Origin of the sequence: Rhodococcus sp. 05-2256-B1 (assembly GCF_002258465.1) — a bacterium.
GTDB classification, from domain to species: domain Bacteria; phylum Actinomycetota; class Actinomycetes; order Mycobacteriales; family Mycobacteriaceae; genus Rhodococcoides; species Rhodococcoides fascians.
The window spans coordinates 410,437-425,748 of the sequence record NZ_NOZA01000031.1; the positions used below are offsets into that span (position 1 = coordinate 410,437).

The 15,312-nt window shown below is 65.2% G+C and carries 12 protein-coding genes; 1 reads left to right on the forward strand and 11 read right to left on the reverse strand.

All coding sequences use genetic code 11. The annotated features are described in order from the left end of the window. Positions 1-128: 128 nt before the first annotated feature. Positions 129-653: a DUF6912 family protein gene (locus CH285_RS21955; RefSeq protein WP_094643064.1), complete on the reverse strand. Its 525-nt coding sequence runs from the start codon at positions 651-653 to the stop codon at positions 129-131. 11 nt (positions 654-664) lie between these two features. Next, entirely contained in the window at positions 665-2,110 is a 1,446-nt protein-coding gene (locus tag CH285_RS21960; RefSeq protein WP_027496513.1) for a WS/DGAT/MGAT family O-acyltransferase, read from the reverse strand. Positions 2,111-2,284: 174 nt separating this feature from the next. On the opposite strand from CH285_RS21960, the gene CH285_RS27570 reads away from it, so the two are divergent. Beyond that, the gene (locus CH285_RS27570) at positions 2,285-2,881 is read left to right on the forward strand and encodes an Rv3235 family protein (protein ID WP_141214975.1); all 597 of its coding nucleotides are present in this window, start codon (positions 2,285-2,287) and stop codon (positions 2,879-2,881) included. A 45-nt stretch (positions 2,882-2,926) separates the two neighbouring features. Here CH285_RS27570 and secA read toward each other — a convergent pair whose 3' ends face one another. From secA to CH285_RS22010, 9 genes are all read right to left on the reverse strand, one after another. After that, positions 2,927-5,830 carry a preprotein translocase subunit SecA gene (secA, locus tag CH285_RS21970; RefSeq protein WP_094643065.1) on the reverse strand — a complete coding sequence of 968 codons (2,904 nt, stop codon included), beginning with the start codon at positions 5,828-5,830 and terminating at the stop codon, positions 2,927-2,929. Between the two features lie 321 nt (positions 5,831-6,151). Beyond that, on the reverse strand, positions 6,152-6,820 hold the full coding sequence (hpf, locus tag CH285_RS21975; RefSeq protein WP_027496511.1) for a ribosome hibernation-promoting factor, HPF/YfiA family: 669 nt from the start codon (positions 6,818-6,820) through the stop codon (positions 6,152-6,154). A gap of 233 nt (positions 6,821-7,053) precedes the next feature. After that, on the reverse strand, positions 7,054-7,737 hold the full coding sequence (locus tag CH285_RS21980) for a ComF family protein (protein ID WP_094643066.1): 684 nt from the start codon (positions 7,735-7,737) through the stop codon (positions 7,054-7,056). Positions 7,738-7,778: 41 nt separating this feature from the next. After that, complete coding sequence (gene lpqB / locus CH285_RS21985; protein ID WP_373454748.1) at positions 7,779-9,560, reverse strand: MtrAB system accessory lipoprotein LpqB; 1,782 nt, start codon at positions 9,558-9,560, stop codon at positions 7,779-7,781. After that, positions 9,557-11,239 carry an MtrAB system histidine kinase MtrB gene (gene mtrB / locus CH285_RS21990; protein ID WP_032366296.1) on the reverse strand — a complete coding sequence of 561 codons (1,683 nt, stop codon included), beginning with the start codon at positions 11,237-11,239 and terminating at the stop codon, positions 9,557-9,559. The genes lpqB and mtrB overlap by 4 nt, the downstream gene beginning before the upstream one ends. Further along, on the reverse strand, positions 11,236-11,913 hold the full coding sequence (mtrA, locus tag CH285_RS21995) for an MtrAB system response regulator MtrA (protein ID WP_027496508.1): 678 nt from the start codon (positions 11,911-11,913) through the stop codon (positions 11,236-11,238). The genes mtrB and mtrA overlap by 4 nt, the downstream gene beginning before the upstream one ends. A gap of 4 nt (positions 11,914-11,917) precedes the next feature. After that, a complete protein-coding gene (locus CH285_RS22000; protein ID WP_032366295.1) occupies positions 11,918-12,583 on the reverse strand; it encodes a dTMP kinase in 666 nt (221 codons plus the stop codon). A 17-nt stretch (positions 12,584-12,600) separates the two neighbouring features. Further along, positions 12,601-14,085: an adenosylhomocysteinase gene (gene ahcY / locus CH285_RS22005; protein ID WP_027496506.1), complete on the reverse strand. Its 1,485-nt coding sequence runs from the start codon at positions 14,083-14,085 to the stop codon at positions 12,601-12,603. Between the two features lie 120 nt (positions 14,086-14,205). After that, positions 14,206-15,309 (reverse strand): alkane 1-monooxygenase, encoded by a 1,104-nt coding sequence (locus CH285_RS22010; protein ID WP_080735628.1) that lies wholly within the window; start codon positions 15,307-15,309, stop codon positions 14,206-14,208. Between the last annotated feature and the right edge of the window lie 3 nt (positions 15,310-15,312).

A 15,312-nucleotide genomic window follows, 5' to 3' on the forward strand; every position in this document is an offset into this window, starting at 1 on the left:
CCATCCCCTCGATCGTCGTACCGAACCGCGTGCGGGCATCGAGGTTACGCTACCGTAGGTTGAGTCCCCTGGTCACCTCTGCAGGCAGCTCAACCGTGGATATCGCCAGGTCGTGGCCGAGAGCAGGATCACAGCAGATCGAGCAGAAACGGTAGTTCCTGGGGGGCGTACCACGCCAGCGTGTGGTCTTCGGCATCACCGAGAACGAATTCTGCATCGGCATCGCCCATGTCCGCTGCGTCCACAACGGAGACAGCCTTGGTAACTGCTTCCTCGGCCCCTTCCAGATCGACGTGCACCGACGCGACCTGATCCATTCGCAGCGGTTCCTTCAGCCGAACGACAGCGTCGTCGAGATCGGGACGCAGGGTGGGATCGTCGACGTCTGCGGCAATCACCGCCCGTCGGTAGACCACGCCGTCGGCCACCGTCCCCGTGTCCGCCTCGTCGTCGACGGCCGCGGCGATCAGGCGCAGCGAGGCACGCGCGGCCTCCCCCATCGCGACCTCGGACAACTCCTCGTCGTCGCCCGACGAGTACGCCTCACGCAAGGTGGGCGTCACCGCGAATGCGGTGCGCGAGACCGGACTGAACTCGCCCTCGGCTGCGAGCACTTTCAAGAATTCCAGCGTCGCCGGAACGTAGACACGCATTGCAGAAGACCTCACACTCTCGATTCGTTGCTGGCGTCGACCAACTCTTCCAGCGCCTCGTGCAGTAGCGCTGTCACCACATCCACATCGGGCATCGCTCCGCGGTCGGCGTTGAGCCCGAAGAACACGAAACCGTCGTACGACGTCAGCCCGATACTCAACGCCTGATTCTCGAACAGCGGCGACACCGGGTACATCTCGAGCATCCGGGCACCACCGACGTACAGCGGAAACTGCGGGCCCGGCGCGTTCGTGACGATCAGGTTGAACACTCGTTGCGAGAGTCGGCTACCCGCCCGCGCACCCATGGCATGCAGGCTCGCCGGAGCGAACCCACTGATCCGCATCAGCGTCTGAGCCGTCACACCGCGGCTCTGATGAGAATGGGCCTCGGTCGCGTGCGCGATGTGAGACAGCCGAACGACGGCGTTCGACTCCCCCACCGGGAGGTCGACGAGGAACGAGGACACCTCGCTGCGATCGTCCTCGGCCGGCTCACCGGACATGTCGCTGCCCTCACCGAAGCCGACGCGATCGGACGAGACGTACACCGACATCGGCACCATGGCCCGCACCGTGGACGATGCCGTGACGGGTTCGCCGCGCGAGAGCAGCCAATTTCGCAGCGCGCCGGTGACGACTGCGAGCACGACGTCGTTGATCGAGCAGTCGAATCTGTCGTGGATCCTGCGGTAATCCGCCAGCTCGGTCTTGGCAACGGCGAACCGACGATTTCGCGAGATCGGCGCGTTCAGTGGGCTGGACGGGGCGCTCTGTGTCGCGGTACGCAGCACGGCCGCGACCTTGCCCGCGGCGCGCAATGCGTCGCCCGCGAGACCGGCAACCCCGTTGACCGCGCCGCGCAACGTCTCGATGCTCTCGCCCGGACGCACCACCAGTTCGGTGAGCGCGTCGAGCACCAACACCGAGTCCTTGGGCTCACGGGCAGGCATCCACAGCTCCTCGGCCATCGGCGCGGGGTTCTTGCTCGCATCCAGAATGACCTGACCGATGTCGAGCGCATTCTCGCCGTCGACGAGGGCCGAATGAGACTTGGTGAAGATGGCGAAACGATTTTTCGCGAGTCCCTCGACCAGGTACATCTCCCACAACGGTCGGGTGCGATCGAGCGGCCGTGAGGTCAGTCGCGCGATCAGGTCGTGCAACTGATCGTCCGTCCCCGGCTTGGGTAGTGCCGAACGACGGATGTGATAGGTGATGTCGAAATCCGCGTCGTCCACCCAGACCGGCCGCGCCAGACCGAACGCGACTTCGCGGACCTTCTGCCGGTAGCGCGGAACCAGCATCAGTCGCTGTTCGACCAACGACAACAGTCGGTCGTAACTGAAACCGCTCCGCGGGGTCCGAAAGACGGCGAGCGAGCCGAGGTGCATGGGACTGCTGCCGGCCTCGAGAAAGTAGAACGACGCATCCTGCGCCGTCAGTCTGGTCGCCATCGCGTGTCTCGGTCCCCGTCCTCGCACGTGGTGCGCCCCGATCGATACCGCCTGTTGCGCGGTGTGCTCGAACTCAGAGTACGTGGGTTCGCGACGTGAGTCCCAGTGCCGGGTGGGCACGGACGTGTCGTCGGTCTCGGGAACCGAAATTCGATCGCGACCGTCAATGTCGGTGTGAGCGTCATCGAATCCAACGATCCGCCGGACACCGGGGACGACAGCCCGATACCGTCGCCGGCGGACTCTCGGCTGCGCGCCGAGCACCATTGCTTTTTGTCGCGGCCGACCCAGTTCGAGCCGCCACTCTCGGCAGGCGCGGTGCACACCTGGGGCCGGGGTGAGAGCCCGCAAAGGCCACCGGAACGCCATCCGGCATCGGTACGCAGCACTCGCCCCCGCCGCCGGACCGAGGCACCGCAACGACCGATCGTGCAAGTGGTGCCCGCCGATGCGCGGGCGAGCGCCGAACGCGCCATGCGGTTGCTGATCGAGGTGATCGACCGCAGGCGCAGTGCCGAGCAACTGTCCTCGTTGTTCACTGCGCCCGTGATCGACCTGATCCGCACCATCGTCCGCACGCCCCCACCGGGACGGCGACTCGGATTCGCCGCGGTGCGTCGCGTGCACGTCGCCTATAGATCGGACACGTCGGCCGAGATATTCGGCTCGTACACCCGCGGCCCACGCACCTTCGCCTTCGCGGGCCGAATCGAGCAGGCGGTCGACCCGCGGCGGCCAGGATGGACGGTCACCTCGCTGCGAGTGGGTTGAGAACACGGGTCGCCCGGCGAGGTCGCGCCGGATCGACCCGGCCGACTACTTCTTGCGCTTGGAGCGCGCCGACTTCTTCGGTGCTTTGTTCTGCGCTCGCGCTGCTTCGCGACGCTCGCGTCGGGTTCCCTCGGCCGCCGACTCCGCGCTCGCTGCAGCATCCGATCGCTGCACAGCCGTACCGCCGCCCTCGGCCGGGCCGGAGAACGTCAATCTCTGTTCGTCCCGCTCGTCGAGTCCTTTGGCACGCAGAGCTGTGGGAGCTGCCTGAGCTGGAGCGGCAGGGGCCGGGGCCGCCTTGGCCGCAGGCCGATCGCCCGTGGCCGCAGGTGCCGACGTTGCCGCAGGTGCCGGGCGACCGGATCCGACGGGTGAGGCCAACCCGGGGGCAACCGCGAGACCTGCGGACGCGGCCGGACCTGCCGGGGCTGGGGTTGCTTCGACCTGGAGGTTGAACAGGAAGCCCACCGACTCCTCTTTCAGCCCGTCGAGCATGCCCTGGAACATGTCGTAGCCCTCCCGCTGGTACTCGACCAGTGGATCTCGCTGGGCCATCGCACGCAGTCCGATGCCCTCCTTGAGGTAGTCCATCTCGTAGAGATGCTCGCGCCACTTGCGATCGAGGACGGACAGCAGCACCCGACGTTCGAGCTCCCGCATTCCGTTCTCGCCTGCGATGCCGTCGATCTCGGCCTCGCGAGCGGCGTAGGCCGAGCGGGCGTCCTCGAGCAGCGCCTCGCGCAGCTCGTCGCGGCTCAGGTCACCCTTTTCGCCGTCCTCGTTCTCGCCCGAGAGAACCTTGTGGTCGATACCGACCGGATACAGAGTCTTCAGCGCCGTCCACAACTGCTCCAGATCCCAGTCCTCGATGTAGCCCTCGTTCGTCGCACCATCGACGTAGGCGGTGATCACGTCGGTGATCATTCCCTCGACCTGGCCCTCCATGTCGGCACCTTCGAGGATGCGCCTGCGCTCCTCGTAGATGACGGTGCGCTGCTGGTTCATCACCTCGTCGTACTTGAGGACGTTCTTGCGGATCTCGAAGTTCTGCTGCTCGACCTGTGTCTGGGCGCTCTTGATGGCCTTGGACACCATCTTGGCTTCGATCGGGACGTCGTCGGGCAAGTTGAGCCGAGTCATGATCGATTCGAGTGCGCCGCCGTTGAATCGACGCATCAACTCGTCGCCGAGCGAGAGGTAGAACCGCGATTCGCCTGGATCACCCTGACGACCGGAGCGCCCTCTGAGCTGGTTGTCGATACGGCGTGAGTCGTGGCGCTCGGTGCCGAGAACGTACAGGCCACCGGCCTCGCGCACGGTGTCCGCGTCGGCCTTGACCTGTGCCTTGACCTCTTCCAGAGCAGGCTCCCAGGCGGCCTCGTACTCCTCGGGCGTCTCCACCGGGTCCAAGCCCTGCTTACGCAGCTTCAGGTCGGCGAGGATGTCCGGGTTGCCGCCGAGCACGACGTCGGTGCCACGGCCGGCCATGTTGGTCGCCACCGTCACCGCGCCTTGTCGCCCGGCCTCGGCGATGATCGTCGCTTCCTGCTCGTGGAACTTCGCATTGAGCACGTTGTGCGCGACGCCGCGCTTGGTGAATTGCTTGGACAGATACTCCGACCGTTCCACGCTCGTGGTACCGATGAGAACCGGCTGGCCCTTCTCGTGCCGCTCGACGACATCGTCGACCACCGCGTCGAACTTGGCTTCTTCCGTCTTGTAGATCAGGTCGCCGTTGTCGACGCGGACCATCGGGCGGTTCGTCGGGATCGGAATGACGCCCAATCCGTAGATCTGATGCAGCTCCGCGGCCTCGGTCTCGGCCGTACCGGTCATGCCGGAGAGCTTGTCGTACAGGCGGAAGTAGTTCTGCAGAGTGATCGTGGCGAGGGTCTGGTTCTCGGCCTTGATCTCCACCTTCTCCTTGGCCTCGATCGCCTGGTGCATGCCCTCGTTGTAGCGGCGTCCCACCAGGATGCGACCGGTGAACTCGTCGACGATGATGACCTCGCCGTCGCGGACGATGTAGTCCTTGTCCTTGGTGTAGAGCTCTTTGGCCTTGATGGCGTTGTTCAGGTAGTTCACCAGAGGCGAGTTGGCCGCCTCGTACAGGTTGTCGATACCGAGCTGATCCTCGACCAGCTCGACGCCGGCCTCGTGCACACCGATGGTGCGCTTGCGGATATCGACCTCGTAGTGGGTGTCGACCTTCAGCATGGGGGCGATCCGGGCGAACTCGCCGTACCACTTGCTCGACGCGTCGGCGGGGCCCGAGATGATCAGTGGGGTTCGCGCCTCGTCGATGAGGATCGAGTCGACCTCGTCGACCACGGCGAAGTTGTGTCCGCGCTGCACCAGATCGTCGAGCGAGTGCGTCATGTTGTCGCGTAGGTAGTCGAACCCGAACTCGTTGTTGGTGCCGTAGGTGATGTCGGCAGCATACGCTGCACGGCGTTCGACCGGCGTCATCCCGGACAGGATCACGTCCACCGACAGACCCAGGAAGCGGTGCACACGGCCCATCCACTCCGAGTCACGCTTGGCGAGGTAATCGTTGACCGTCACCACGTGCACACCGTCGCCGGAGATGGCGTTCAGGTAGGCAGGCAGAACACACGTCAGGGTCTTGCCCTCGCCGGTCTTCATCTCGGCGATGTTGCCGAAGTGCAGGGCAGCTCCGCCCATCACCTGCACGTCGAAGTGCCGCTGGGACAGCACCCGCCACGATGCCTCACGGGCGACCGCGAATGCCTCGGGCAGCAACTGATCCAAGGTCTCCCCGGACGAGTACCTCTCCTTGAACTCGGCGGTCTTACCCCGCAGTTCGTCGTCGGAGAGACTCTCGACGTCCGAAGACAGGGTCGAGACGTGGTCAGCGATGTTCTTGAGCCGCTTGACCATGCGACCTTCACCAACACGGAGCAGCTTGGAAAACGACAGCGACGGCACGGGTTTTCTCGTCCTCGATCCTCGGTTCACGGGTACTGACACGAACAAATCTGTTACTCGACGCGTTACTGCTACCTGCACGAGCGCACGGGTTCGTCACCGTGACGTCCGCGCGGCAGTAACCCGAACGCGTCCATGGTAGGCGGTCTCGCTGTGGGTACGGCAGTCCCACTGTCGGTCCCCGAACGACACGACGCCGGCATTCGGACAACCCCGACACAGCACTGCAGGCTCGACGTGGGGATCGTGTCTTCCGGCGTCGAGCCTGCAGTGGTCGGATATTTCACGGACGGCGAACGACCCGTTCGCCGTCACGCTCGGTCACGTGAGCCTGATCAGGCCGTAGTCGAAGGCATGCCGTCGGTACACCACGGAAGGCCGGTCGGTGGCGCTGTCGTGAAACAGGAAGAAGTCGTGGCCGACCAGTTCCATCTCGTACAGCGCATCGTCGACGCTCATCGGTGCGGCCGAGTGAACCTTCGTGCGAACGATGTGCCCGGGGCCGGTCTGATCGTCCTCGAACGAATCCAGCTTGGTCTCGGGATCGAGCGCAAGTGTGTCGTCTTCGGCGAGTTCAGCGGTGGCCTCGGCGACGGATACGGGTCTCTTCTCGCCGTAGTGGACCTTGCGCCGATCCTTGGTACGCCTGAGTCTGCTTTCGAGTTTCGAGGTCACTGCTTCGAGTGCGGCATAGAAACTGTCTGCGCACGCTTCGGCACGAACGACCGGGCCTTTGCCCTTCGCGGTGATCTCCACGCGTTGACATGCTTTGGCCTGACGGCGATTTCGTTCGTGCTGCAGTTCGACATCGAACAAGTAGATGGAGGGGTCGAAGCGCTCGAGGCGAGCCAGTTTCTCGGACACGTATATCCGAAAATGGTCCGGTATCTCGACGTTGCGGCCCTTGACCACAACGTCGGCATTGCTCTTGGCGGGTTCTTCCGAAGGCTTCTCGTCGAAGAAAACCGAGGCTTGTGAAGGGGTCGTCACGTGTACCTCCCGATATCGGCCACGCCCACTGTTGGACGTGGCAGGTGTGCATGCCGAATGGGGAACCTTCCGGCATCTCGAGTCCGGGGCATCACCTCACGTCCGTGTTTCTACGGGTCGTTCTACCGATCCGCTCCGTCGTGATGGAGCGTGTCCGCGACGTTAGTCGGTCATCGACGCGTGTGCCACCGTTCACCCCGAATTGGTTGTCGGCGTGTCTCGTCGACTCGCGTTCACGCGCTGGCCACCACGATCGCACCGGCCAACGAGATCCCGAAATCGGTTAGCACTCCTGCACATTCGGCCAGGGTCGCCCCGGTGGTCACCACGTCGTCGACGAGAAGAACGGTCAGTTCGTCGGTTCGCGACCGCGGCCGACCGATACCCGGGCGCGACTGTCCGATCACGCCGATCCGGCCCGCCACGTTGTGTTGACGCTGAGCTGCCGAGAGCCCGACCGAATCCCGCACTCCCCCGGACATCTTCAGCAGCTGGGGAACCGATACTCGCTCCGGTGCCAACTCGGTCGCTGCGTTCCTCGCACACCGCAGCACCGGATCGCCCCCTCGGGCTCGCGCTGCGCGCGCCCGGGACGGAGCGCACACCAGAACGAGGGGACTCAGCTCCGGTGGATCGATCTCGCCTGCAGCACGCAGTTGGTGCACCGCACCGGCCAGCGCCCGCCCGAACGGCACGGACACGGCCCGTCGGCCCCGTTCCTTCAGTGCGATCACCCCGTTGCGCCGAGGGCCGGTGTACGTGCCCAGCGCCCAGCAGGGCACCCCCGGATCGACCCGCGGACGCACCCGGACAGGCGGCACCGAGAGCGCCTGTTCACAACGGCGACACCACTGCTCCCCCGGCACCCCACACCCGGCACATTCGAGGGGCAGGACGAGGTCCAGAAGCGTTCTCATGATCGTGAAGTGTGCCGGTAGCCACCGACACCCGCCGGACGTCAGCCGGGCAGGATCGGCACGGCCTTCACCCCGGCCAGGCCGGTGACCTCGCGCCAGTACCTGTCGCCGACCGGATCGGCATTGTTGAGTGCGAACACGGCGCGGGCGTCGGCAACGTACTCGGTCTCCGGCGACGCATCGACCGCCAGAACAGGATTGGTGAGATTGCGCGACGGCAGGGCGTCCATCCTCGAGCCGTCGACCGTCACCTGGACCACCGGTGTATCGGTGGCAACCCGTGCGATGACGATGGCCTCGCCGGTGCTCCAGTCCAGGCTGGTGGCGTCACTGCCGAGTCCGATCGCAACCGCGCGCGGGGCCGTCAGCGAATAGACGCCCGACGGATCGCGTACCACGGTGGCCACGTACACCACGCCGTCGACGATGAGTGCGGCCCGAACGCCGTCGCGGGCCAGCCGGAGTTCGGTGATGCGAGTTCCCAGGTTGGTGACCGCGCGGGCATCGACCGGTATCACCGATACCTGACCGGTCGAGGGGTCACGGGCCGCGCGAATGACGTTGGTGCCGTCGATGACCGCCCAGGCGGCGTTGTCATCGGCTCCCCACGTCGGACGCGTGATCGACTGCCCCTCGGCCACCGGGAACGCGCCACCGTCGTAGCTACCGACCATCAATGTGCTCGACGGTGCCGGAGCGGGTCTACCGGTGTCCGCAACGCCGGCCACGAGTGTTCCATCGTTCGACAAGGCCACCGAGCGCAGATTCCGTGCCTGCCCGAAGTACCCGGGGGCGGGTGTGGTCGCGGATTCCTCGACGCGGAGCAGTCGACCGGAGGCCAGTGCGTGCAGGCCGACCGATTCGTTGGTGGAGCTCTGTGGATCGAAGGAGTCGACCCCGGCCGTCGTCCACCCGTCCGGCTTGGTCGTGTCGATGGGTTGTCCGTCGGCGAGCAGCACGTACGGCCCGGCAACCTCCGCCGAGGCCAGAGTCCAGATCACCTGTGCGGCAAGCAATTCCCGGTCGCGGTCGCCCTTGTTCTGCAAACCACCGAAGTCGATTCTGATGCCGCCGAGACCGACTCCGACCTGTGTGGTCTGTCCGTCGGCCTTGGTGATGGGCCCCCGGATACTGACGTCGTCGGACAATTCGTTGCTCACCGCTGCGGACAGCGCGGACTTGGGTCCGTCGATCAACAGCTGCACGAGCTGGTTTGCGAGCTGATCCTGCGATCCGCTCGTCCACCGAACATCCGGCACCAGCACCCCACCGAGCGGATCGACGAAGTAGATGGATCGCTGCTGATAGGTGTCCATGAACGCCGAGCGATCGATGACCACACCCGGGGGCAGCTTCGAGATGCGCCATTGGCCGTCGACGCGCGTCATGTCGATCGCGATGTCGAAGGTGTCCGATCCGGCCTGATATTCCCCGCCGGGAGCCAGGATTCCCGCTGTCGTCGACCGAATCGTGAACTGCGCAGAGTCTGCAGTTCGGGGCCCCGACAGGGTGTCGATCCGATCTGCGACGACGGTACGAGCGCCGTCGTCCCATGTGTTCGACGCGTCCTCGGTCAGGAACTGTCGGGCGGCCTGGTGGCGGTTGGCCGACACTGCGCTGGCCTCGAAGAAGTCGTCGAGCAGCCGGTCGGGCTCACGTCCGGGTTCGGGAGCCGGGGCGCTGGTGGGCGCGGCACCGTCGGTCAACGTGCCGATGGCCTGGGGGCTCGAGGACTCGGGCAGGCTGGCACAACCGGAGACGAGGGCGGCGATCAGGGCGCAGACTGCAAGCGAGCGAGACAGCCGACGAGACGAGCGAATCACGTCGACGACTCCGACGCGGCCCGCTGCGCGCCGATAGCCGGGATCGGTTGTCCCTGAGCGTATTTCTTGGTGCTCGGCTTCAACGGCAGAGGTGAGCCGATCACCTTGTGACCACGGACCAGTGGCACCGTGAGCCGGAAACATGCGCCTTCGCCGACTGCACCCCACGCCTCGAGCTTACCGTCGTGCAGCCGGGCGTCCTCGACACTGATCGCCAACCCGAGGCCGGTACCGCCGGAGCGCCGGACGCGGGAGGGGTCCGAGCGCCAGAACCGATTGAACACCAGCTTCTCCTCGCCGGGGCGCAGACCGATTCCTTGGTCGCGCACCACGAAGGCTGCCGCGTCGGCATCCGATCTCAGGCGCAGCAGCACCGGCTTGCCTTCCCCGTGATCGAGGGCGTTGGCCAGAAGGTTGCGCAGGATACGTTCGACACGCCGCGGGTCCACCTCGGCGATGACCGCCGTCTCGGGCATGTCGACGATCACCTCGGTGCCGGTTTCACGGGCGAGGTGACGCACCGTGGAAACCGCCGCGCGTGCACACATCCGCAGGTCGAGTTGCTCGGCGGCCAATTCGGCGACACCGGCGTCGTGGCGACTGATCTCGAGCAGATCACCGAGCAACGTCTCGAAGCGGTCCAGCTCGTTGACCAACAGCTCGGAGGAACGCTTGAGGGCAGGTTCGAGATCGTCACTGGCGTCGTGAATGAGATCCGCGGCCATCCGCACGGTGGTGAGCGGCGTCCGTAGTTCGTGGCTGACGTCGGAGGTGAACCGGCGCTGCAGGTTTCCGAATTCCTCGAGCTGGGTGATCTGTTTGGACAGACTTTCGGCCATCTCGTTGAACGACATCGCCAGCCTCGCCATGTCGTCCTCACCGCGAACCGGCATTCGCTCCTTGAGCCTGCCGTCGGCGAAGCGTACTGCGATGCGGGACGCGGATCGAATGGGTAGCACCACCTGCCGCGCGACGAGCATCGCGATCGCCGCGAGGAGTACCAGCAGCACCACGGCCCCGATGAACAGCGTGCCGCGGACCAGGGAGAGCGTCCGGTCTTCGCTGGCGAGCGGGAAGATGAGATACAGCTGCAGCGCCGATATGTCGGAACCGGTGGGCGATCCCATGATGAGCGCCGATCCGGAATATCCGCCGTCACTGTCGGTCACCGTGGCGTACTGCGAGCTGATCAGGCCCTTCTTGACGAAGTCGCGCAAGCTGGCCGGTATCTGGTCGACCGGACCGACCGACGCTTCCGCGCGGGTCGCGTCGCCCTCGACGATCAGAACAGGGTCGAAGGACCCTGCAGACCCGGTGGTCGACGCGGCGTCGAGGTCCTGGTTCGTCAACGCTGCTCTCGCCCGTTCGAGACGGGTGGACAGGCCGCTCGAATCATCGGCACCGGCGAGGTTGCCCTCCACCGTGGTGCGCGAGCGGTCGAGTTCCTCGGTAGCTGCGGACAGCTTCGCTTCGAGCAACCGATCGGTGATCTGGCTGGTCAGAACGACGCCGAGAATCAGGATCACCACGAGCGACAACGTCAGGGTCGAGACGACCACGCGCAGTTGCAGTGACCTTCGCCAGGCATGACCCAGCGATGTGCTCAGCGACCTGAACCAACGCAGGAGCGGGGAGAACTTGCCGTTGATTCGTCGCCGAGAGTGGGAAAAACCGATCACGGCGGTCCGGCCTTATACCCGACCCCCCTCACGGTCAACACCACCTCCGGGTTCTCCGGATCCTTCTCGACCTTGGCGCGCAGACGCTGAACGTGGACGTTGACCAGGCGGGTGTCGGCGGCGTGCCGGTAGCCCCATACCTGTTCGAGCAGAACCTCACGGGTGAACACCTGACGCGGCTTGCGAGCCAAGGCGACCAGCAGATCGAATTCGAGCGGAGTGAGCGAGACCAGCTCGTCGCCGCGGCTGACCTTGTGGGCGGGGACGTCGATGACGATGTCGGCGATCGACAACAGCTCGGCCGGCTCGTCCTCGGTTCGACGCAGTCGTGCCCGAACGCGTGCCACCAGCTCCTTCGGCTTGAAGGGCTTCATGATGTAGTCGTCGGCCCCGGATTCGAGACCGAGCACCACATCGACGGTGTCGGTCTTGGCGGTCAGCATGACGATCGGGACGCCCGAGTCGGCTCGCAGCACGCGACAGACGTCGATGCCGTTCATTCCGGGAAGCATCAGGTCGAGCAACACCAGATCGGGTCGATTCTCGCGGACGGCCGCCAGCGCTTGGGTGCCGTCTCCGACGACGAACGGCTCGAATCCCTCACCGCGCAACACGATGGTGAGCATCTCCGCCAGAGCCGAATCGTCGTCCACAACCAGAATCCGAGGCTTCATGGCTCTATCGTGTCACTTTCGGCCCGGCGGATGGCTGATTGAACATGTCGGCGGCGAGTCGATCGGGGTCGACGTCGGCGCGCACGACTCGCCAGGGCGACGCCCAGTTCGTTTCTGCGAGACGGCCGTAGACGGCCGAGGTTCGGGTCTGCAGCGAGCCGTCGCGTTCGTAGGCATCCCGGGTGCGCGCGGCGTCCGCACTCTCACGCGCGGCGGCGCGCTCCGCAGCGAGAGCCACCGGGACGTCCAGCAGCACCTGCACGTCCGGAACGGGCACACCGAACCGCTCGAATTCGAGTGACCGGATCCACTCGACTGCCGCTCCGTCGACGGACTGCTCCAACCGCGCCGCGGTGTAGGCGGCGTTGGACGCCACGTACCGGTCCAGCAACACGATATCGTTGCGAGACAACAAATTTCGGATCTCGTCGGCCGCATCCTTGCGGTCGAGTGCGAACAGCAGCGCCATGGCGTGCACGCTGCCCGCGGTGTCTCCGTGTTCCCCCTGCAGCGCCTCGGCCGCCAGATCGGCATGAACCGACCTGCCGTACCGGGGAAACCCGACCCTGACGACGGCCAGGCCGTCGCGTTCCCACGCCGAGACGAGCCGACGGGCGAGCGTGTTCTTGCCCGCTCCGTCGACTCCCTCGATGACGAAGAGCTTTCCCAACAACCGAACTCTCTCGGTCAGTAGCGGTAGTGCTCGGGCTTGTACGGGCCCTCGACGTCGACGCCGATGTACTCGGCCTGCTCCTTGGTGAGCTTGGTGATCGAGCCGCCCAGCGCTTCGACGTGGATGCGAGCAACCTTCTCGTCGAGGTGCTTGGGCAACCGGTAGACCTCGTTGTCGTACTCACTCGGCTTGGTCCACAGTTCGATCTGCGCGATGACCTGGTTGGAGAAGCTGTTGCTCATGACGAACGACGGGTGACCGGTGGCGTTGCCGAGGTTCAGCAAACGGCCCTCGGACAGCACGATGATCGAGTGCCCGTCCTTGAACTGGAACTCGTCGACCTGCGGCTTGATGTTGATCCGCGTGACGTCGGCAGCCTTCTCGAGGCCGGCCATGTCGATCTCGTTGTCGAAGTGGCCGATGTTGCCCAGGATCGCCTGGTGCTTCATCTTGCGCATGTGCTCGAACGTGATGATCTTCAGGTTGCCCGTCGAGGTGATCACGATGTCGGCCTGCTCGATGAACTCGTCGACCGTGCGCACGTCGAAGCCGTCCATCAGGGCCTGCAGGGCGTTGATGGGATCTGCTTCGGTGACCGTCACGCGAGCGCCCTGGCCCTTGAGTGCCTCGGCGCAGCCCTTGCCCACATCTCCGTAGCCACAGACCAGCACGGCCTTGCCGCCGATGAGAACGTCGGTGCCACGGTTGATGCCGTCGATCAGCGAATGGCGAGTGCCGTACTTGTTGTCGAACTTGCTCTTGGTTACCGAGTCGTTGACGTTGATGGCCGGGAACGACAGCTCACCGGCAGCAGCGAACTGGTACAACCGCAGCACACCGGTCGTGGTCTCCTCGGTGACACCCTGCACGGATGCGGCAATCTCGGTCCACTTGGTCGTCGACGCCTCGAGGGAGCGACGCAGCAGGCCGAGGAACACCTTGTACTCGTCGGAATCCTGGTCGTCGTCGGTCGGCGGAACGACGCCTGCCTTCTCGAACTGAGCGCCGCGCAGCACCAGCATCGTGGCGTCACCGCCGTCGTCGAGGATCATGTTGGCAGGCTGCTCGGGCCAGGTGAGCATCTGCTCGGCGGCCCACCAGTACTCCTCGAGGGTCTCACCCTTCCAGGCGAACACCGGAACGCCCTTGGGCTCTTCGACGGTGCCGTACGGGCCTACGACGACGGCCGCGGCAGCGTGATCCTGGGTGGAGAAGATGTTGCACGAGGCCCAACGCACCTCGGCACCGAGTGCCACCAGCGTCTCGATCAACACGGCGGTCTGCACCGTCATGTGCAGCGATCCGGATACTCGCGCGCCCTTGAGCGGCTGAACGTCGGCGTACTCGCGACGAAGCGCGATCAGACCGGGCATCTCGTGCTCTGCCAGCCGTATTTCCTTGCGGCCGAATTCTGCGAGTGACAGGTCTGCGACCTTGAAGTCGATTCCACCGCGGTGTTCCACGGTGAGTGCCGATCCTGACGTAACTGAGGTCGTCATCTTGCCTCTCCTGTTGACTTGAATGTCTTCGTCCAGGCTATCGGGTCGCGGCGCGCGGCGACCGTCTGCCCGGCGAATCGGTCCGATGCCCGGGAGACGTCTCGTCGAGTGGTCCCGCGGTCACCCGTGTTGCTGGGCTCGCGCCAGAATCCGATCGCGCTTTCGGGGCAGAATGTTGGCCCGGACGAGATCACCGTCGTAGTGGTCGAGCACCCGCGGGTCCATCACCCGACGCCACAGCGGCGGTACCGCTGCCAGTAGAACCATCGTCGCGTACCCGGCGGGCAACTGCGGGGCCTCGTCGCACGAGAGCAGGGTCTGGTACCGCTTCCCCGGATTGGCGTGATGATCGCTGTGTCGCTGCAGGTGGTAGAGAAAGATGTTGGTGCACAGCCGGTCGCTGTTCCAGCTGTGCCGCGGTGCGCATCGCACGTATCTGCCTCGCTCGTTCGTCTCGCGCAGCAGTGCGTAGTGCTCCACGTAGTTCACCATCTCCAGGAGCACGAATCCCACGACGGCTTGTATCAGCAGAAACGGCGCGATCGCCCAGCCGAAGACGACCATCAGCGTGACGAAGAGAACGGCGCTGAGCAGCCACGTGTGCAACAGAGCGTTCGACGGGTGAAACACGGAGTGGCCCTTGCGACGCAGCCGCCGAGCCTCGAGCTTCCAGGCCGAGGCCAGCCCGAGAACAGCGCTGCGCGGCACGAACGTCCACACGCTCTCTCCCAGCCGGGCACTGGCCGGATCCTCCGGAGTGGCCACCCGCACGTGGTGACCGCGGTTGTGCTCGACGAAGAAGTGTCCGTACAGGGTTTGCGACAAGGCCACCTTCGCCAACCAGCGTTCGTGCTGCTCGACGCGGTGGCCCAGCTCGTGGGCGGCGTTGATTCCGGTTCCCGCGACCAGGCCCACCGTCACCGCGAGCCCGATCTTGTCCACCACGCTCAGGCCTCCGTACGCCCACATCCAGCAGGCGACGATCAGACCGATGAATTGGATGGGCAGGAACAGGTAGGTGCACCAGCGGTAATAACGGTCGTTCTGCAGCTTGTCGGCCGCAGACGCGTCCGGGTTGTGACCGTCCTCGCCCGCGAGCAGATCGATGATCGGAATGATCACGAAGAACACCAGGACGCCGCTCCACCAGAACACCGGCATGCCGGTCCAGTACACCAATTGGGACGGCAACAGTGCCGATGCCGGTGCCAGCAGACCCAGCATCCA

What these genes read in the sequence shown, in the direction of transcription:
- CH285_RS21955 (WP_094643064.1), bottom strand. Translation starts at nt 653, where the DNA reads ATGCGTGTCTACGTTCCGGCGACGCTGGAATTCTTGAAAGTGCTCGCA.
- CH285_RS21960 (WP_027496513.1), bottom strand. Translation starts at nt 2,110, where the DNA reads ATGGCGACCAGACTGACGGCGCAGGATGCGTCGTTCTACTTTCTCGAG.
- CH285_RS21980 (WP_094643066.1), bottom strand. Translation starts at nt 7,737, where the DNA reads ATGAGAACGCTTCTGGACCTCGTCCTGCCCCTCGAATGTGCCGGGTGT.
- mtrA (WP_027496508.1), bottom strand. Translation starts at nt 11,913, where the DNA reads ATGAAGCCTCGGATTCTGGTTGTGGACGACGATTCGGCTCTGGCGGAG.
- ahcY (WP_027496506.1), bottom strand. Translation starts at nt 14,085, where the DNA reads ATGACGACCTCAGTTACGTCAGGATCGGCACTCACCGTGGAACACCGC.
- CH285_RS22010 (WP_080735628.1), bottom strand. Translation starts at nt 15,309, where the DNA reads ATGCTGGGTCTGCTGGCACCGGCATCGGCACTGTTGCCGTCCCAATTG.